The sequence below is a fragment of the Corynebacterium sp. UMB10321 genome (assembly GCF_030228725.1).
Taxonomy (GTDB): Bacteria; Actinomycetota; Actinomycetes; order Mycobacteriales; family Mycobacteriaceae; genus Corynebacterium; species Corynebacterium pseudogenitalium.
This window is the reverse complement of the sequence record NZ_JASOZC010000001.1, coordinates 109,939-129,793: the sequence shown is the minus strand read 5'-3', so window position 1 is coordinate 129,793 and position 19,855 is coordinate 109,939. Positions and strand designations below refer to the sequence as shown.

Sequence of the window (19,855 nt, the reverse complement as noted above, 5' to 3'; positions counted from 1 at the left end):
ACAGGTAGTAGCTGCTAGAACTTAGGCAGCTGCGTGCGCAGGTTGTCCACCAGGGATGGTGCTGCCTGTGCGATCACAGCCAGCAGACCGGCGACTCCGAGGATGGACAGGATGGCGATGAGCCACGGGGAGTCGGCGGAGGAGCCGTCGGCAGGCTTCTTGTTGTCTGCTGGCTTTTCGCCGTTCCACCACTTGTCCAGGGTGAGGCGGGCGACGGTGGTGTTGTCGATGTAGGAGCCGCGGATCTTGTCGGTGTGCTTGGTGGCCTCTTCGTAGATGTCGTCGGAGCCTGCGCCCTTGTACCAGAAGCCGACGAGCTGGTTGGTGTGGTTGTCGGAGTTGTAGGTGTGCTCCGGCTTGGCACCCTTTTCGCCGCTGAGCTCGCTGTACTTGGATGGGTCCTGCGGGCCGGCGAGGTAGCCGGTTTCGTGGTCGGCGGTGACGATGAGCAGGGTGTCCTCCCAGGAGGAGTTCTCCTCGACCCACTTTTCGACGGCCTCTACCGCGTCAAAGAAGTCGATGGTCTCTTCGATGGAGCGGCCGATGGTGTTGGCGTGGCCGGTCCAGTCGATGGCGCCGCCTTCAATCATGAGGTGGAAGCCGTCTTCGTCCTGGTTGAGGGTGTTCAGAGCGCCGAGCGACATGGTGGCCAGGGTTGGCACGCCCTTGTTGAACTCGGTCAGGTACGGGCCGACATTTGCCTTGTCTTCGCCGTCGGAGCCGTCGCGGCCCTGCTGCAGCGTGTTCGCCACAGGTGCGAGGCCGAAGACCTTCTTGGCGTCCTTGTTGGCTGCCTTGGCGAGGGACTCGAAGTCCGCCTGGTCGGTGACGAGGCTCCAGTCGGTTTCGCCGTTGGCGACCTTGTTGTAGGTCTCCTCGGTGATGTACTTGGGGTTGAACTTGCCGGTTTTTGGGCGTTGTCGTCGTAGAGCGGGTGGCCGGCGCCCATGATGACGGACAGTGGGCTGTCGGGCCCGAGCATTTCGTCGGCGAGCTTGGTGTAGTTGCTGCGGTTCTCGTTGTGGCCGCCCCAGCCTGCCGGGGTGGCGTGGTTGAACGGCACAGTGGACACGACGCCGGCGGCCTTGCCCTGCTTCACGGCGCGCTGGGAGGTGTTCTCCAGTTTCTCACCCTTGTGGTCGACGCCGATCTTGCCGTTGTCCGTCTTGACGCCGGTGCCCATGGCGGTGGCGGCTGCGGCGGAGTCGGTGAAGTTCTTGTTAATCCAGTCGCGGTCGCTCCACGCCTTGATTTCGTCGTACTCGTTGCCGTACTGGAAGGTGGTCATGGAAGTGTGCTTCCAGCCCTTGTCCTCCTGCTCGAAGGCCTGGACTGGTTTGCCGTCGACGTTGGAGATGCTGTTGATGCTGTTTTCGCCGTTGAGCATCCACTTGGACTGGCCAGTCTGCCACAGGTTGGCTGCTGCGACGTGGTTGTAGCCCATGCCGTCGCCGACCATGTAGATGATGTTCTTCGGTGCCTTTGGTTCAGCGGCGTCTGCAGGCGTTGCGACGACAGCGAGCGCCACCACTGCGGACGTTGCTGCAGCGGCGACACGTGGGTTGGTAAAAGCCATGAGTTTCCTTCACAGAATCAGTACTTGGTTCGAGCCGCCGGGTTGGCGACGTATCGATTCTGCGAAAGCAATGTGAGTTTCCGGAGACATTCCGATTATGTTTGGCGCAATTTTGGGTGAACGCTGAGCAAACCCTCAACGGTTGTGGAACGCCAAAAGGCGCCACTGCTCGCCGTAGCCTGCGAAATGGCGGTTGACAGCAGCTAGGCGTTGACTGCGAGGACGCTGGCCTCGGTGGCATCGACACGTGCGTGTTGAAGTACATGGGTGTAACCGTGGCGATTGCTGCAGGCGCGGGCGCGGCGCCGCGCGCGGATCATCTGCAGGCTCGTAGTGTCCGGCGTGGTCGGATACGTGCCGTGCCGGATGTGGGTTAGCGCGCCAGGCGTCGCTTGCTGGACAGAATCTCCTTCTCGATGCGCTGCATGTCTTCAATCTGTTTCTGTAGCTCGATGCCCTCGAGTTCTTTTTTCCGTGCCCGGTCGTAAATTTCGTACCGCTCTTCCGCGTGGCGCTTGGCGGCTGCCGTAGTAACTCGCCCTGAATTTTCGAGAACCGGATAGTCATTGAACTGGATGAATTTGTCCGTCTGCTCGATCCAATCCTTGAGTGTCATCGCCTTACGACGCTCTGCCTGCAGCTGGGCATGCTCCAAGTACATTGTGGTGAGCCGGTTCAGCGTGCGCATCTCTCCCTCTTCGAGGTAGTTTTTTGCGATCGTGACGTCCTTTTTGCGCACCTTCTTACCGGCAAAAGATGTTAGCCCCATATTTGGCTGGCTTGGGTCGCACCTTGTTTCGAGGATTTCCGCGGCCGTTTGGCCTGCGACCGCAAAGTGGAGCTTATTCTGCAGAGCAGCGAAGAGGTTTCGTTGTGCCGAATTATCCTTGTCGTAATCCGTTGCCGTCGCCACGACTTCAAGGATCTGTTGGTAGAAGCGTCGCTCCGAGGCACGGATGTCGCGGATCCGCTCCAGCAGTTCGTCGAAGTAGTCGGCACCAGTAGGGTCCTTGAGCTTTTCGTCGTTCATCGCGAAGCCCTTGACTAAGTACTCTGTAAGCACCTCCGTCGCCCAGTTTCGGAACTGTGCCCCGCGCCGCCCACGAACCTTGTAGCCGACCGCCATGATGGCATCGAGGTTGTAGTGTTCCAATCTCCGAGTGACCTGTCTTCCCCGCTCAAGGGCAACTCTTTCATAATATGAAACAGTTGCCGGGCGTTTGAGCTCCCCGTCTTCAAAGATTGTTTTGAGATGGCGGCTGACGGTGGCCACCCCTATATCGAACAGCTCGGCCATCTCCCCTTGGGTCATCCAGACAGAGCCGTTACGAAGCTTGAGATGCACCTCCGTTTCGTCATCCTCTGTGCGGTAGACGATGAACTCTCCGAGCGAATCTTCAAACTTCTCAATCTCGTATTCCTCTGGCATGACGCTCCTTTGCGGTTCCTCTGGATTAATAACCGCCAATGGTACCGGCACATGTGATTAACGAAAGCCGAGGCGCAGGGTCGGAGGGCAGTTAGCGCGTGCCTTCGCCATCGTTCTTCCTCTCAGATCGTCCAAACACATACCCAAGTGCAGTAGTGGCAATGATCTGGAAGACGTCTATGGTACCGGCAAACGTCTGGTCCTCACGTGGCCACGCGTATTCGATGACTGAAAGATTAGGGTCGCAACAAGCGTGCCGACAACGAGCCATTGAGCAAACTTGTGCCTGTTCCAATCCAGGTGTTCTCCCCAATTCCGGGGCTTTGGCTCACTCTGGGATGGGTTCTGTACACCAGCTCGCAGTGTCTCGAGCGGTCTCGCCGACTTAGGTTCGTCTTTGCGGACAGCCTCTAGCCTTTTGTCTTGGTCTTCCTGAACCTCTGGCGCTTTCTTTCGCCCTGCACTCTGTGATTCGCCCTTGCCTGTCACAGGTTGAGCAATTCCTAGTAGGTGTTATCCGCTCCGGAACGCCAAAAGGCGCCACCCGGTGTGGGTGGCGCCTTTCATTCGACTCTGCGCGGTTTACTTCTGCTCAGAAGAACCAGCCTTGGCCTTGTCGGCAGGCGTGTCGCCCTTCGACGAGCCGAGGATGGTCAAGCCGTTATTGAACCCGTCCTCCTCACAGGCCTGGGCGATCAGAACACCCAGCATGCTGACCGCGGCAATCGCGCCAAGCGCGATACCCAGCGGGCGCAGCTGCTCGCCGTAGCCAGCGAACTGACGGTTCACGGCGTCTGCCTTCGCACGCAACTCACGGACCCACTCCGGGTCTTCGTGACGGCGACCCTGCTGACCGTGGCCCCAGTCATGCTTTGGCATGGACTCCTGGAAACGGGCGTTCAGCTCAGCACCAGCCTGCTGCAGCTGCGGACCGAACGCTTCGTTCACGCCGTAGCCGATACCAGCAAGGAGGCCGATTGGCAGCAGCCACAGCAGCGGGCTGTTGACCGCGAACGCGTTCGCGGCACAGCGCTTCGCCTTCTCGGACGAGGCGTTGGCGCCTGGCTCTGCAGGAGTCGAAGGCTCGGTTGGCTTCGACGGGTCGGTCGGGTCGGTTGGGCTCTTCTTCGTGCCGACCTTGATGATCAGCTTCTGCGGAGCAACCTCGACGACACTGCCGTCTTCCTTATGGATGCGCTGACCAGGCTTACCCGGCTGCACAACCTCGTGCTTGCCCGATTCGAGCTCGGAGTCCTCAACGACCTCGTAGTCGTAGGCGACCTCCTCAGTCCAGCCGGTGCCCGCCGGTGGCTTGGTGCCAACGCGAACAACGCGCTCAACTGGCTTCTCCACCATCTCGGCGACGGGGCTGCCGTCGACAACCTTGATGGTGTAACGGCCGTCCTTACCCGCAACGTCTTCGACTTCCTCGCCTGGCTTCAGGTTCGGGTCGTAGACAATCCGGGTGGTGTAGCGGACCTTGATCTCCAGGTCGCCACCAGGCGTCGGCTGCTCAGGCTGATCCGGGTTCTCCGGATCGTTGCCCGGCTTCTTGGTGCCGATGAGGATAACGTGGTCCTGCTTCTCCACGACGGTCTCTTCGGTGCCGTCAGACTTGTGGTGGACCAGGCCTGGCTTGCCTTCCTGCTCGACCTTGTGCTTGCCAGCCTCGATGGTTGGGTCAAGTTTGACTTTCACCTCGAACGGGATTCGCTCATTCCACTCGATATCCGCAGGTGGCTTGGTGCCAACACGGATGATCTTCTCGACTGGCTCCTTCACGACCTTCACCGAAGGCTGACCCTTTTCGACGGTCACCTCAACCTTGCCGTTTGCGCCTTCCTGGTCCACGATTTCCTGACCAGGCTCGAGCGTCTCGTCGTAGATGATCTTCGTGGTGAACGGAAGCTCGACTTCCTTCGGATCGATCGACGGCCCTGGTTCATCGGTCGGAGGCGTCGGTTGCTCCGGTTCATCGGTCGGTGGTGTTGGGTTCGCAGGCTTCTTGGTGCCGACGCGGATGATCGCCTTCTTCGGCTCCTTCGTACGCTCGGTCTTCACCACAGGCTCGCCGGATGGTTTGCCGTCGACAAGCTTCTGCGTGGAGGTGACGACCTCCTCGCCGAACTCGCCCTGCTCGATGACCTGCTTGCCTTCTTCAAGGTTCGGGTCTTCGACGATCTCGGTTTCGAACTCGACCAGGCGGGTGGTCTTGGAGACGACGCTGTCGTCCTCAAGGCCTGGGCCGAACTCGACGATCCGCGGAGTCGGCTCGGTGCGAGCTGTCTCCTCCGTCTTGGCGGCCTCACCGTTGGTGCCGGTGAATGTCGCGGTAAAGGTTGCCTCGCCGTCCTTACCTTGCTGGACGACTCGCACCTCACCCGGGGCAAGGTTCAAGTTCGGGCGCAGCTCCGTCGGGTACGGAATTGGCTCCTTCCACTCCACCTTGTCGGATGCAGTTGCCTGCTTGGTACCGACCTTGATGACCTCGGTGACCGGCTCAGAGTTGGTCGTCTCGCCGCGCTTGGCATCAACAACCTTGCTGTTCTCGATCGTCTGGGTGATCTTGGTGGTCTTCTCACCAGGCTGGCCCTTGGTGACGATCTTGTACTCGCCAGCCGGAATCTCTGGGTCGTACTCAACGACGGTGTCGAACGGGATCGGCAGCTTCTCTTCCAGCTCGTACGTGCCATTGGTCATGGAACCGACACGGACGATCTTCTTCTTCGGTGCCTTGGTCTGCTCGACGGTGATGTTCGGCTCGCCGTCTGGCTTGCCATCCTTGATCTTCTGGGTCGAGGTGATCAGCTCCTCGCCCTTCTCGCCTTCCTGCTCGACCTTGGTCTGGCCGACCGGCACCGTGTTGTCCACGATGAACTCGGTCTCGTAGTTGACCTCGCGTGTCTTTGTCGACGTCAGCGTCTGGTCAGGAGTGGTCGGACCGTACTCGATGATCTCCTTGACCGGGTCCTTGGTCTGCTTCTCCTCAGGCTTCACGGAAGAATCGTCGCCCTTGGAGGTGAAGTCAGCCGTGAAAGTCTTCTCGCCAGGGACGCCCTTCTGGACGACCTTGATCTCACCCGGCTTCAGATCCTTGTTCGGACGCGTCTCAACCTCGAACGGAACTGGCGCCTTCCACTCGACCTTCTCAGAGGTCTCGGACGGCTTGGTGCCGACCTTGATCACCTGATCGACAGGCTGCTCGGTGACCTTCTCCTCGACGGTAGCTTCGCTATCCGGCTGGGAGTTGGTGACCTTCTGGGTCACTGTGGTGGTCTTCTTACCCGGCTTACCTTCGGTGACTACCTCGGACTTGCCAGCAGGCATGTTCGGGTCGTATTCGATTTTCACACCGAATGGAACCTCAGACTCAACGGTCTTCTTGGTCTCACCGGCGGTCTTGGTACCGACGCGGATGATCTGCTTCGTGGGCTCCGCGGTGCGCTCAGTCTTCACGACCGGGTCGCCGGAAGGCTTACCGTCAACAAGCTTCTGCGTGGAGGTCACGGTGTCCTCACCGAGCTTGCCCGCCTGATCCACCTTTTGCTCACCTGCCGCGAGCGTGTCGTCGAAGACAACTTCGGTCTCAAACGGCACTGGCTTCTTCACAGTGGTCACGAGCTCGCTCGGAGCAACGCCAGGACCGTATTCAATGATCTGCTTGACCGGAGTCTTGGTCTCCTTCTCCTCCGGGGTAACCGTGGCCTCATCACCCTTGGAAGTGAATTTGGCCGTGTAGGTCTTCTCTCCCGGAACACCTTCCTGGACAACCTTGACCTCGCCCGGCTTCAGCTCCGGGTTCTCTCGCAATTCAGTTTCGAACGGAGTAGGTGCCGTCCAAGTCACGTCCTTGGCACTCTCGGCAGGCTTGGTGCCGATGACGACGACCTCGTTCGTCGGCTCCGTGGTGCGCTCCCAGGTGCCGTCCTTGTGCATCTTTTCTGCGCCCGGCTTGCCCTTGGTTTCAACCTTGTACTCGCCGGCAGGGATGGAGTCGTCGTACTTGTACTCGACATTGAACGGTACTTCACGCGTCGGAAGGCCGAGGACGTTGACGACGGCGTATGCAATATCCGTAGAACCGTCTTCGTAAGTCACGGTGACCGGAATCTTGACTTGCGTGCCCGGCTTTGCATCCGCAGGTGCGGTTGCAGTGATCTGGCCATTGTCGTCAATGCTGACATTCCAACCAGCCGGAACATCGCCCAGCTTGTAGGGGTTTTCCTTCGCGACGTTGACGTCCTCCGGCTTTTGAAGATCAACTGGCAACGTTGCAGCTTCACCCGGGTAGACGGTTTCCACGGGGTATACCGGCTCAGCTTCCCAGCTGTTGGTGTGCTTCACCACAGTGGTGACGGGGACCTCTGGGCGGGAACCGTCCGGAGTCTGGACCGTAACCGTGATGGTCTTCTTGTCACCCGGCTTAGCGGTTGCCGGCGGGGTGGAAGACACAACACCGGTCTTCGGGTCGATGGTGTACTTCCAGCCGTCGACTTCCTGCTCCGTTACCGGATTGCCGTCCTCGTCGTTACCGAAGGAGTACGTCGAGTCTTGCGGCGCACCCGTTACCTGGTGGTCAACAGCCTGGTTCGGGCCGGTGACCTGCACGTTGTACTGCGGGGCGACGTCGCCCTTGATCACAACGACGGTGCCCTTCACCTTCTGCGGGTCAGCGCCATCGTAGTAGGCGAGAACCGGTACATCCAGGATGTCGCCTTCCGGCGCATCCTTTGGGATGGTCGTGGTGATCTTGCCGGTGTTTTCGTCAATCTTAACGGTCCACGTCTTGCCCTCTTTACTTGTGAGGGTAATCGTGGTTTGACCGTTCTCGAAGGTGTAGCGCTTCGGAACCTCGTCAGAGGTGTTACCGCTGAGGCCACGCTCAGGAACGTTCGGGATCAGGCTGACCTTGGCGTTCGGCTTGTTGGTCACCGTATCGTACTCAGGGACCTTGATGTCCACGATCGCCTGGAACTGGGTCTCAATCTCATCGTCGGTGCCATCCGGGTAGGTGGCCTTCACCTTCGGGGTGATGACGGTGCCCGGCGCAACAGAATCGTCTGCCTTCGCGGTGACCTTGCCGGTCGCATCGACCGTGACGGTCCAGCCGGACGGTACGGTGTCCGGGTCAACCTCAAACTTTGCTGGGTGGACTGGCTTGTGGCCCTTCATGATGGACTTGGTGCCCACCTGCGCGGTGAGGTCCTCACCGATTTTGCCCTTGGTCAGCCCCGGGCGTACCAGGTCGGTGACCTGGGTGTTGTTCGGGTCAACGACCACCAAGAGCTGGAGAACATCGGTGGAGCCGTTGGAGTACTCCAGCGTGATCTTGGGCTGCGCGAAGGTGCCTGGCTTCGGGTTTTCCGGTGCGGTGACGGTGACGTTGTAGTCCTCGTCCATCTCGACGGTCCAGCCCTCGTAGACGTACGTTTTATCCAGGGCGACCTTCGCCTCGAAACCGCCGTCGCCCTTTTTCTTCGCCAGCTCCTTGATCAGGTCAGGGGTCTGGGTGAAGGTGACCCTCTGCGGCTCGGTAGCCAGCGGTCCGGTAGCGCTATCGACGCCGGAAATGATCGTGGCGTCAACCTTGTCATACCGAGGGTTATGTTCATCCGTGTTATCCAGGGAAAACGCCTGGGAGCCGATGACGTTCGCCTTGTTGTAGCGTGTCAGCGAGTTGGAGCTGTCGAAGACTTGAGTGGTGCCAAACTCATTGTTGTTCTCACCAGCGGCCTGGAGCTGGTCCACGTTACGCGGCTTCGCCAGAACGGAGAAGTTCACGTTCTTGTCAGTTGCCAGGTCGGTACCGCGGTACTCGGGCCAGGTGAAGTAGATATCGCCGGTCTTGCTGTCGATACGCAGGAGCTGCTCGCCGCCGGATGCTGCCGGGTCCGTGGTGCCGATGAACTTGCCGTTGCCGTCGTAGGCTTCCACGACCATGCGGGACATGGAGTCATCCGTGCCACCGCCGGTCACAGCAGGAACGTTGATCTTACCGACCTTGGATACTTCTCCAGGGACAATCACGTGGTTCTCGGATACATCGGGAGTATCCCACGACACCGTGATCGGGTTACATTCAATGTTCTCGCTCGGCCACGGGTTTACGACGGCCGTGAAGAGCACGCTGCCTCCCTGGGTTGCCCTTGGTCCTTTAGGGTTTTCCTGCTTATAGTCACCCTGCCAGGCGTAACGTACCGGGTTCGCGGCAGTGGCCTCAGCGAACTGCTTGACTTTCGCATCGGTCAGTTTCGCGACAAGGTTGAGGTTTCGCTGTCGCCCAGAGCCATCAATCACGAGGGTTTCGTCGGCTTTGTGTGTGACTACCTTGTCGACGAGGGTCAGACCCGCATCCATGGCGGGAATTTGAGCCGCATCGAGGTACCCGCCCATAAGGCCTGAATTGGTAAAGCTCCAATCAGCGAACGTGCGGTCCTTCGAGTTATCGAAGGAGACACTCAAGCCCCACCGGGTTTTCGAGGGGCTGCTCCCGCTTGGTTCCAGGGTGTTCCAGCTGAAACCAGCCTGACTGCCATCCGGCTCGACACTTTCGATAACACACGAGCCGGCCGGCAGGTCAGAGGCCTTCTGGGCGTCCTTCTCCACCGCGCCGGACTTCTCGCGGATACCGCCGGACATGGTGGCGGCCACAGCGTGCGGCGCCAGCGGGCCAGGGGCGACGACGCTCAAGCCTCCGAGTGCGAGCGCGATCGCGGATGTCGCCGCGATGCCAGTAGACGTTGACTTACGTAAACGCCGAGATGATTCGGCCATTAATTTACTCCTCATAATTGCTTCAGAAGAAACTGATAAAAACAACCAGCTTCCTGAATCTGGTGTAAAAGTGCCACTGACATGGTATTTCCAGCAGTAGATAGCTATCTATTCTAGTGAATAGGTATAACGGATGTCGATATAGAATTCACAGCACCCCCACCGCGAACGTCCATGAAACCAGAAAAACACCCCGCGTATTCGCATTTTCCGTACGGGCGGGGGTGCGTTTATTTTTCTCGCCAGACTGGCATCTGCAGTGGTGGAAACAGGGAGTGAGCAAAGAGGGCGGCGATACATGGGCGAGACCTACCACACACCAGAAAGCACGCTAAATGTGCCCTATACCTATGAATATAAGTCACGCTAAGGTTTCGTAGCAGGGCACGCTGTCGCTGACCGGTTCGACTGCAAAAGGTTCCCGGTTCCGCGAACTATTTTGGTCCCGGCCCAGGCTTTCTGCGCTTTCTCGTAACGTTTTACCAAGTCGTCGAAGTGGTCATCTGAAATAATTCCAACGAACGCGCTGGTACGGGAGACGATGGGCTTTGACACCCGCGCATAACAAAACCCCAGCTAAAACCGTGTTCTAGCTGGGGTTTTCCCTGAGCCACCTGCGAGAATCGAACTCGCGACCTTCTCATTACGAGTGAGACGCTCTGCCGACTGAGCTAAGGTGGCAACGCTGCACAATATTACAGCACCGCCAAGAATCCACGAAACTACCAGGTCAGCGGGCTTCGCAGGCGAGGCGGATGTGGCCGAGCATCCCGTTGAACGCCACGACGGGGCTCACTTGCTGTTGGAGGCGCAGTCGGCATTGGGCGATGGCGTCGAGGCACGCCACGAGCCCCTCGGGGCGGACCTTCTCGGCGAGTTCGGCGGCCAGCGGCTGGAAGTCGGGGTGGGTCAGTGAGACCTGGGCGTCGGACTGGACGGCGAGGGCGTCGCGGTAGATACCGGCGAGGTCCACGAGGATGAGGTCGAAGACGTCGCGCTTGCGGCGGGTGCCGCGCGCTTTCTGGCTCGCCTCGAGCGCTTTGACGGAGGCGGACGCCCCGCGCAGCGCCTTCGCCGCTCCCCTGCCCTTCGCGCCGACACCGAGGGCCTGCTCGAGTTTGGCGCGCTCCTCGGCGTCCTCCTCGGCGTAGTCCTCGACGGCAGTTTTCTCCGTGGCCTTTACCAGGGAGGCCACGGCCTGAAAGGCCTGGGCGCCGTGGAAGACCAGCTCGGCAAGGTTGATCGCCTGGGCGCGGCGGATCTGCACGGACTTGTCGTTGACCATTCGTCGCGCCCGGCCCACGTGTCGCAGGGTGGTGGCGGCGGCGAGGCGGGCGTCAGACTCCGTGGCGCCTTCCTCCTGCATGAGGATGCGCACCACCTCGTCCTCGGAGGGCGCGGGGATATAGAGGTGCCGGCAGCGGGAGCGCAGCGTCTGGGAGAAGTCCTCCGGGTCCGTCGACGGCGCGCACAGGATAATCACGGTGTGGGCTGGGGGCTCCTCCACCGTTTTCAGCAGCGCGTCGGAGGCGTCCTGGCCGAGGCGGTCGGCGTTCTCGATGATGAGGACGCGCCAGGGGGCGACCGTCGGCATGCGGGCGGCCTGCGCGATGTACTCGCGGGTCTCCTTCACCTTAATCGTGAGTTCCTTGGGCACCACGTGCATGACGTCGGTGTGCTGGGAGGACAGCGCGTCGCGGCAGCCTTTGCAGCGCCCGCAGCCGATCTCGTCAGGGTCCGTGCACACCAGCGCAGCCGCGAACGCGAGCGCCGCGTTGGAACGCCCCGAACCGGGAGGCCCCGTGAACAGCCAGGAGTGCGTCATCGCGCGGGCATCGCCGATCCCCCGGGCGGCCGCGGCAGCGTTCATGATGACCTGCTGGACGGAGGGGGCGTCGGCAAGTAATTGACTCACGGTAGGCACAAGCCCCAAGCGTACAGCAGGGCGAAAACCCGCTAAAGTGTTACAGCATGGAACGATTCTGGCGCAGTTTCAAATGGCTGTGGGGCACCTCGTGGCCCCTCTACGCCGCAACTGTGCTCGGAACCAACGTGCTCGGCGCCGTGCTGATCATGCTGTTCGTGCGCTTCCTCATCCCCATGCGGGAGGTGCAGCAACTCAACATTCACGACGAAAGCCTCGGCTTCCTCGGCGCGGCCTACTTCTGCTTTGCCATCTTCGTGGGCATCGTGGTCACCTTCTTCCTGTTCCGGCCGGTGCTGGAGTGGCAGCTCAGTCCCGATGACCACGACCCAAACATGGTGCGCAACCTGGTCATGCGCATCCCGGTGCTGCAGACCGTGATCGTGGTCGGGGTGTGGGCCATCGGCATCATGATCATCACTGTGGCCGCCTGGCGCATCGACCACCAGCTGGCAATCGTGACCTTAGGGTCTACGTCGCTGGCGTGCTTCGTCACTGCCGTGATGACATATCTGCAGGCAGAGCGCCTGGTGCGGCCGGTGGCGGCGTCGGCACTCGCGCGGCGCTTCGAGGACTCCACCCTGGAGCCGCCGATCAAGCACCGCCTATACCTGACGTGGTTCACCACCTCCGCCGTGCCAATGTTCGGAGTGCTCGCCCTGTTCTTCGCGCAGCGCCACGGCTTCTTCTACAACCGCCCCGGCGAGCTCATGCCTGCCGTGCTCGCGCTGACGCTCACCGCACTGGCCACCGGCTTCATCGGCACTGCGTTCGCCATCATGAGCGTGGTGGACCCCATCAAGGAGCTGCAGGAAGCCATCAATAAGGTGCGCCGCGGGGAGCGTAACACCCAGGTCGACATTTACGACGGCTCCGAAATCGGCGTACTACAAGCCGGGTTCAACGAGATGATGCGCGGCCTCAACGAGCGCCAGCGCGTCCGAGACATCTTCGGCCGCTACGTCGGCACCGAGGTCGCCCAGAAGGCGCTCGAGGAGAAGCCGGAGCTCGGCGGGGAGGACCGCCGCGTGGCCGTCGTATTCATCGACGTGATCGGCTCCACCACCTTCGCCGTCAACCACACCCCGGAGCAGGTCGTGGCCGCGCTGAACAACTTCTTCGAGATCGTCGTTGAGGTGGTGCACCGCAACAAGGGCGTGATCAACAAGTTCCAGGGCGACGCCGCGCTGGCCGTGTTCGGTGCGCCCGTCTCCATCCACGACGCCGCCTCCCACGCCCTCCAGGCCGCCCGCGAACTCCGCCGCGAACTGGCGGGCCTGGAACTGCAGGCAGGCATCGGGGTGGCCTCCGGGCACGTGGTCGCCGGCCACATCGGCGGCTCCGACCGCTTCGAATACACCGTGATCGGCGACGCCGTCAACGCCGCCGCCCGCCTCACCGAGCTGGCCAAGGACACCCCGGGCTGCGTGCTCACCAACGCCGCAACCCTGCGCGCCGCCAACGAGGTCGAGCAGCAGCGCTGGACGCTCATGAAGTCCGTGGAGCTGCGCGGGCGCAACCGCATGACGCAGCTGGCCCGCCCGGTGCGCTCCACTCTGGCGGACCGCTACTAGCCGCCCCGCTTACGAGCGCTTCGCGGCCTTCTTCGTCGCCTTCTTGCGCGTCGTCTTCTTCGTTGCCTTCTTCCGCGTGGTCTTGCGCGCGGCCTTCTTGGCTGGCTTCGGGTTCTCCGCCTCGCGGGCCCGGCGCGCGGACAGCAGCTCGTTCGCGCGCTCGTCCGTCATGGTCTCCGGGGTATCGCCACGCTGGAGGGACGCGTTGGTAGTGCCGTCGGTGACGTACGGTCCGAAGCGGCCGTCCTTAATGGACATCGGCTTGCCGGACACGTCGTTGTCGCCGAGCAGCTTCAGCGGCGCCTTCGCCGCCCCGCGCCCGCGGCGCTTCGGCTCCGCGTAGATGCGGCGTGCCTCGTCCAGCGTGATGCTGAAGATTTGCTCCTCGCTGGCCAGGGAGCGCGAGTCGGAACCCTTCTTCAGGTACGGGCCGTAGCGGCCGTTCTGCGCCGTGATCACTTCCCCATCGTCGACGCCCACCTCGCGCGGCAGGCTCAGCAGCTGCAGCGCCTGCTCAAGCGTGACAGAGGCCGGGTCCATCGACTGGAACAGAGACGCCGTCGCGGGCTTGAGCTGCTCGTCGACGAGCTCGGTCATGCGCTTTTCTTTCTGCTTCGCGGCAGTCTTGGTGTCCCAGTTCTTCTTCCGCTTGCCTTCTTCAGCGCGCTGCTTGTCCTCGGCGGCACGCTCCTCGGCGATGATTTCCTCGGCGTGGGCTTGCGCCTTCTCCAGCTCGTCGTCGCCGAGCTGCTCCGTGACGTACGGGCCGAAGCGGCCCTCCTTGGCCACCACCGTGCGCCCGTTGGCCGGGTTCACGCCCAGCTCACGGCCCGACTGCGGGGTGGCGAACAGTTTCTCCGCCAGCTCCAGGGTGACCTCATCAGGCGTGGTCGCCTCCGGGATGTTGGCGCGCTGGTACTCCGGCTCGCCCTCGGCGGTGACACCCACCTGGCGTTCCATGTACGGCCCGTAGCGGCCCACGCGCACGTTGACGGCGCGGCCCTCCGCGTCGTCGAAGAGTTTCAGCGAGTTGACCTGGCGGGCGTCGATACGCTCGAGGTTGTCCTCAATGATGTGCTTGAGACCACCGCGACGCGCAATCGCCTCAGCGGTGTTGTCGCTGGCGTCGGCGTCGCCGAAGTAGAAGCTAGTCAGCCAGCGGGTGCGGTCCTCGTTGCCGTGCGCGATCTCATCAAGCTCGTCTTCCATCGAGGACGTGAAGTCGTAGTCCACCAGGGCGTCGAAGTTGTTCTCCAACAGCCCAACCACAGAAAACGCCACCCAGCTAGGCACCAGCGCGTTGCCGCGGGAGAAGACGTAGCCGCGGTCCTGGATCGTCTTAATAATCGACGCATACGTCGACGGACGCCCAATCCCCAAGTCCTCCATCTTCTTCACCAGGCTCGCCTCCGTGTAGCGCGCCGGCGGGTTCGTGGAGTGTCCATCCGCCGAAATCGCGGTGGTCGGCAGTTCGTCGCCAGCGGTGAGCTGCGGCAAGTGCGTCTCACTGTCGCGGGTGTCCGAGTAGGCGCGCAGCCAACCCGGGAACGTAATCGTGCGGCCGGTCGCAGCAAACTCGGTATCGAAGTCGCCCGCGACCGTCACCTTCGTCGAGTTCCCGCGGGCGTTCTCCATCTGGGAGGCCACCGTGCGCTGCCAAATCAGCTCATAGAGCTTGAACTCCTCTGCGTCCAGCACCTTCGACAGCTGCCCCGGCGTAGCAAAACGCTCACCAGCAGGGCGGATCGCCTCGTGCGCCTCCTGCGAGTTCTTCACCTTCCGGTCGTAGATACGCGGCTTGTCCGCCACGTACTCCGCGCCGTACAGCTCCGTCGCCGCAGCTCGCGCCGCCGACAAGCCCTGCTGGGACAGCGACGTCGAGTCCGTACGCATATACGTAATGTGGCCGTTCTCGTACAGACGCTGCGCAATACGCATCGTACGGGCCGACGTAAAGCGCAACTTCCGCCCGGCCTCCTGCTGCAGAGTGGACGTCATAAAGGGTGCGTACGGCTTGCGGCTGTACGGCTTGTCCTCCACGCTGCTCACCGTCATCGAGGTGCCCTTCAGCGCCCCAGCAAGCTCCTCCGCCACCTGCTTATCGACGACCACAATCCCCTCAGCCGACCCCTTCAGCCGACCGCGATCATCAAAGTCCTTGCCCTGCGCAATCCGCGAACCATTAATCGCAACAAGCTTCGCATCAAACGCCGTACCCCCACCGTACGTCGCAGTCACATCCCAATACTCCGCCGGGATAAACGCCATGCGCTCGCGCTCACGCTCCACAATCACACGCGTCGCCACCGACTGCACACGACCCGCCGACAGCCTCGGCATGACCTTCTTCCACAACACCGGAGAAACCTCGTAGCCATACAACCGGTCCAGAATGCGACGGGTCTCCTGGGCGTCGACAAGATCCATATCCAGCTCGCGGGTATTCTCCGCAGCCTCCCGAATCGCCGACTCCGTAATCTCGTTGAACACCATGCGCTCCACCGGCACCTTCGGCTTCAACGTCTCCAGCAAGTGCCACGCGATCGCCTCACCCTCACGGTCCGGGTCTGTCGCCAGCAGCAGCCTGTCCGCCTGCTTCAACTTCGCCTTCAGGTCAGCGACCTTCTTCTTCTTGTCAGGACTGACAACATATATAGGTGCAAACCCAGACTCCGGATTCACACCCAACTTCGCCCACGGTTCCTTCTTGTACTTCGCAGGGATGTCAGCAGCGCGGCCCGGAAGATCACGAATGTGCCCCACGGAAGCTTCCACAATGTAGTCGCTCCCCAGATACTTCTGGATCTTCTTCGCCTTCGTCGCGGACTCCACGATGACGAGGGTCTTGCCGTCTTCAGCCACGCTTCGTGACACCTCACTTCAAGAACTATGTTCGTTAACTCACATAAGTTGTATCAGACAATATGAATAGCAACCCTACAACTCCTCGTTTTCACCCCCACCAACTACACTGAACCCCCATGAGCACCATCGGGCACCCAAGGAGGTAAAACCCCAGATGATCGACTCCCTCATCGGCTTCCTCCACACCCTGATGGGCACACCCCTCTTCTACCCACTCGTCATACTCCTCATCCTCGGCGACGCACTCATCCCCCTCATCCCCTCCGAAACCGTCCTCAACCTCTCCGGCGCCTTCTCCGCATCCCAAGGCGTCCCCAACGCGTGGGGCATCATCGCCGCCGCCATCATCGGCGGCATCATCGGCGACAACATCTGCTTCCTCCTCGGCGGACGCCTCATCCACGTCGTCGACCGCCTCGACCCCAACTCCAAAGCCGGCCAAGCCATCGACTGGGTGCGCCGCAACATGAACCGCGGCGCCGGCATCACCGTCCTCGTCGCCAGGTTCCTACCCTGGGCACGCTGGGTTGCCACCATCGTGCTGGGCAGCGTGCGCTACAACTGGTTCGCCTTCTTCCTCTACGACACCATCGGCGTCATCATCTGGGCCTGCCTCTCCGTCGGCCTCGGCTACGCCGGCGGCTCCCTCCTTTCCGACTTCCCCCTCCTCGGCATGATCGTCGGCATCGCCCTCGGCGCCCTCGTCGGCTGGATCATGCAGCGCATCCAGTCCTACATCTTCGAACTTTTCGACGTCCGGCGCGGCGTCTCCGCCGTGTAGGTCTTGGCTGTGCTGGCGGCGCGTGCTTCCCAGGTGGCTAATTTCGGCGAGGGAATTTGGTGCTAGTAAACAGGAGTCAGTGCCAAAGGACGCACCCTACTTTTCACGACCTGGGCTTTTCTCGAATCCCCCGGAAGGAATTGCGTCTATTGGCACTGCCACGTGAATGGAACTCAAAAGCAAAAACCCCGGCCGGAGCCGGGGCATGCACCTAGATAGATTAGAGAGCGGTGACCTGCTGGGCCTGTGGGCCCTTGGCGCCCTCGCCGATTTCGAACTCGACCTTCTGGTTCTCCTCGAGGGTGCGGAAACCGCTGCCCTGGATCTCGGAGTAGTGGACGAAGACGTCGGCGGAGCCGTCGTCTGGAGCGATGAAGCCGAAGCCCTTTTCTGCGTTAAACCACTTCACGATGCCTGTAGCCATTGGTGTGTTCCCTTTCAAAAGATGGATAAATGAAGCCGTCCACCAGGGCTGATGTCCTGGCGCCCGCGTAAACAATCCCTCGCGAGCACCGTTGAAGGCGCGCACAAAATTTGTTACTGCCAACCAGTGTGCCACAAACTGGCATACTTTGCTGTGTCATGAAGCAGGATTTTTGTTCTTTTGGGGGCGAGCTCGTTCGCGGGCTTCGCGAGCAGTTCCCCCACTCCACGATCACGCACGTGGAGGAGATTCCGGCGCGCCCGGCGGAGTACGGCGAGTGGCCCGAGTGGGTGCATCCGGCGCTGCGTCACGCGCTGGAGGAGCGCGGTGTGCAGCGGCTGTTTCGCCATCAGCAGCAGTGCGCCGAGGCGGCTTGGCGGGGTGAGGACGTTGTGGTGGCGACGGGGACGTCGTCAGGTAAGTCGTTGGGGTATCAGCTGCCGGTGCTGTCTGCGTTGGCGGCGGACGAGCGGGCGTGTGCGCTGTATATCACGCCGACGAAGGCGTTGGGTTCGGACCAGTTGCAGGCGACACTTGCCTTGACGAAGGATCTACCTGGGGTTACGCCGGCGCCGTATGACGGTGATACGCCGGTTGATGCGCGGCGTGCGATTCGCGATCAGTCGCGGTTCGTGTTCACGAATCCTGACATGCTGCACGCGAGCATCCTTGGTTCGCATGAGCGGTGGGCGCGCCTGCTGCGCCACCTGCGCTTCATCGTGGTAGATGAGTCGCACACCTATCGAGGGGTGTTCGGCGCCAATGTGTCCCTCGTTTTTCGACGCCTGCTTCGCCTCGCCCGCGCGTACGGTTCAGAGCCGACGTTGGTGTTTGCGTCGGCGACGTCGGCGGCCCCGGCGGAGCACGCCGAGCTGCTGTGTGGCAGGCCGGTTCGGGCGGTGGATGTGGATACGGCGCCGACGGGTGAGCGCACCGTGGTGTTGTGGGAGCCGGGTTTCATCGAGGGCGCGGAGGGTGAGCACGGTGCCCCGGTGAGGTATGCGGCGACGACGGAGGCGGCATCGATAATGGCGTGGTTGGTGCGTGAGGGGGCGCGGACCTTGACGTTTGTGCGGTCGCGGCCGGCCGCGGAGATTGTGGCGATGCGCGCGCAGGAGGATTTGAGTGCTGCGGGGCGGCCAGATTTTGCGCGGCGGATCGCGGCGTATCGGGCGGGCTACCTGGCGGAAGACCGGCGTGCGCTGGAGCGCGCCCTGGACGAGGGCGACATCCTGGGCATGGCGACGACGAACGCGCTCGAGCTGGGTATCGACGTCGGCGGACTCGACGCCGTGGTGATGGCTGGCTATCCGGGTACGGTGGCGTCGTTTCGGCAGCAGGCGGGCCGGGCGGGGCGCCGCGGGCAGGGCTCGCTGGTGGTGCTCGTTGCCCGCGACGAGCCGATGGATGCCTTCCTGGTGCACCACCCCGAGGCGCTGCTGGGCCGCCCAGTGGAGCGCAGCGTGTTCAACCCGTCGAACCCGTACATCCTGCGCGGCCACCTCTACCACGCAGCACACGAGCGCCCGCTGACCTCGAAGGACGTCGACGACTTCGGCGCCCACGACGTGGTGGAGCAAATGTGCGAGGAGGGCCTGCTGCGCAAGCGCCCTCGCGGCTGGTTCCCCGCACCTGACGCGGAGGTGACCGTCTCTATCCGCGGCGGTGCTGGCGCCGAGGTGATGATCGTGGACGTCAGCGACGGTCGCCTTTTGGGCACCATCGATGCCGCCCGCGCCCTCACCCAGGTCCACGAGGGCGCCGTGTATGTGCACCAGGGTGAGCACTTCGTGGTGCAGGAACTCAACCTGGACGACTACGTTGCGCTCGTGGAGCCCGCGCAGCCCGACTACACCACCCGCGCCCGCTCCACGACGGACATCCGCATCCTGGGCGAGGCCCACGAGACCCACCAGCTGGCGAAGGGCGTGTGGGTGGCCAGCGTGGACGTCGAGGTCACCGACCGCGTCACCGGCTACGTTGTCCGCCTGGCGGACGGCTCGGTCAGCGAACACATCCCGCTGGACCTGCCCGCGCAGCACCTGGAGACCCGAGCGGTGGCCTACACGATCGACCCCCTGGTGCTGGACTCGCTAGGCATCAGCGCGGGCGAGGTGCCCGGCGCGCTGCACGCCGCGGAGCACGCGGCGATCGGGCTGCTGCCGCTCATCGCCACGTGTGACCGCTGGGACATCGGCGGCGTATCGACGGCCCTCCACCAAGACACACTGCTGCCCACAGTGTTCGTGTACGACGGCCACCCCGGCGGCGCCGGCATGAGCGACGAAGGCTTCGCCCGCTTCCACACGTGGATCACCGCCACCTACGGCGCAGTGGAGTCCTGCCCGTGCGAGCACGGCTGCCCGTCCTGCATCCAGTCTCCAAAGTGCGGCAACGGGAATCAGCCGCTGGATAAGCAGGCGGCGCTGAAGGTGTTGGGGCTCCTGAGCAAGGCGTCATCCGTGGACGCAGAAAACCGGGAATTTGGTGCATAGATCGGGGAGCGAG

9 protein-coding genes, 1 tRNA gene and 1 pseudogene are annotated in these 19,855 nt (G+C 62.1%); 3 read left to right on the top strand and 8 right to left on the bottom strand.

Annotation, left to right across the window (positions count from 1 at the left end):
• Positions 1–14: 14 nt before the first annotated feature.
• The 6 genes and pseudogenes from QP752_RS00545 to QP752_RS00520 all read right to left on the bottom strand — a co-directional run bounded on the left by QP752_RS00545 (position 15) and on the right by QP752_RS00520 (position 11,703).
• Positions 15–884, bottom strand: a complete 870-nt coding sequence (locus QP752_RS00545) for an alkaline phosphatase (protein ID WP_284804318.1) — start codon at positions 882–884, stop codon at positions 15–17.
• Between the two features lie 164 nt (positions 885–1,048).
• Positions 1,049–1,183, bottom strand: a pseudogene (locus tag QP752_RS00540) (alkaline phosphatase); the annotation flags it as partial.
• Positions 1,184–1,949: 766 nt separating this feature from the next.
• Positions 1,950–3,005 carry a RhuM family protein gene (gene rhuM / locus QP752_RS00535; protein ID WP_256060123.1) on the bottom strand — a complete coding sequence of 352 codons (1,056 nt, stop codon included), beginning with the start codon at positions 3,003–3,005 and terminating at the stop codon, positions 1,950–1,952.
• A gap of 582 nt (positions 3,006–3,587) precedes the next feature.
• Positions 3,588–9,779 (bottom strand): G5 domain-containing protein, encoded by a 6,192-nt coding sequence (locus tag QP752_RS00530; RefSeq protein ID WP_070363234.1) that lies wholly within the window; start codon positions 9,777–9,779, stop codon positions 3,588–3,590.
• A 608-nt stretch (positions 9,780–10,387) separates the two neighbouring features.
• A tRNA-Thr gene (locus QP752_RS00525) sits at positions 10,388–10,460 on the bottom strand.
• Positions 10,461–10,509: 49 nt separating this feature from the next.
• Positions 10,510–11,703, bottom strand: coding sequence for a DNA polymerase III subunit delta' (locus tag QP752_RS00520; RefSeq protein ID WP_256365690.1), 1,194 nt, complete (start codon positions 11,701–11,703; stop codon positions 10,510–10,512).
• Between the two features lie 47 nt (positions 11,704–11,750).
• Here QP752_RS00520 and QP752_RS00515 point away from each other — a divergent pair, with 47 nt between their 5' ends.
• Positions 11,751–13,277, top strand: a complete 1,527-nt coding sequence (locus QP752_RS00515) for an adenylate/guanylate cyclase domain-containing protein (RefSeq protein WP_070975175.1) — start codon at positions 11,751–11,753, stop codon at positions 13,275–13,277.
• Between the two features lie 9 nt (positions 13,278–13,286).
• Here QP752_RS00515 and topA read toward each other — a convergent pair whose 3' ends face one another.
• A complete protein-coding gene (gene topA, locus QP752_RS00510; RefSeq protein WP_284803950.1) occupies positions 13,287–16,139 on the bottom strand; it encodes a type I DNA topoisomerase in 2,853 nt (950 codons plus the stop codon).
• Positions 16,140–16,296: 157 nt separating this feature from the next.
• Here topA and QP752_RS00505 point away from each other — a divergent pair, with 157 nt between their 5' ends.
• On the top strand, positions 16,297–16,923 hold the full coding sequence (locus QP752_RS00505; protein ID WP_070477320.1) for a DedA family protein: 627 nt from the start codon (positions 16,297–16,299) through the stop codon (positions 16,921–16,923).
• A 220-nt stretch (positions 16,924–17,143) separates the two neighbouring features.
• Here QP752_RS00505 and QP752_RS00500 read toward each other — a convergent pair whose 3' ends face one another.
• Positions 17,144–17,347: a cold-shock protein gene (locus tag QP752_RS00500; RefSeq protein ID WP_070363240.1), complete on the bottom strand. Its 204-nt coding sequence runs from the start codon at positions 17,345–17,347 to the stop codon at positions 17,144–17,146.
• Positions 17,348–17,505: 158 nt separating this feature from the next.
• Here QP752_RS00500 and QP752_RS00495 point away from each other — a divergent pair, with 158 nt between their 5' ends.
• Positions 17,506–19,842, top strand: a complete 2,337-nt coding sequence (locus tag QP752_RS00495; RefSeq protein WP_284803948.1) for a DEAD/DEAH box helicase — start codon at positions 17,506–17,508, stop codon at positions 19,840–19,842.
• The last annotated feature ends 13 nt before the right edge of the window (positions 19,843–19,855 follow it).

Bases quoted from the DNA above. Each gene is read 5' to 3' on its own strand.
- rhuM (WP_256060123.1), bottom strand. From the start codon at position 3,005: ATGCCAGAGGAATACGAGATTGAGAAGTTTGAAGATTCGCTCGGAGAG.
- QP752_RS00530 (WP_070363234.1), bottom strand. From the start codon at position 9,779: ATGGCCGAATCATCTCGGCGTTTACGTAAGTCAACGTCTACTGGCATC.
- QP752_RS00515 (WP_070975175.1), top strand. From the start codon at position 11,751: ATGGAACGATTCTGGCGCAGTTTCAAATGGCTGTGGGGCACCTCGTGG.
- QP752_RS00505 (WP_070477320.1), top strand. From the start codon at position 16,297: ATGATCGACTCCCTCATCGGCTTCCTCCACACCCTGATGGGCACACCC.
- QP752_RS00500 (WP_070363240.1), bottom strand. From the start codon at position 17,347: ATGGCTACAGGCATCGTGAAGTGGTTTAACGCAGAAAAGGGCTTCGGC.
- QP752_RS00495 (WP_284803948.1), top strand. From the start codon at position 17,506: ATGAAGCAGGATTTTTGTTCTTTTGGGGGCGAGCTCGTTCGCGGGCTT.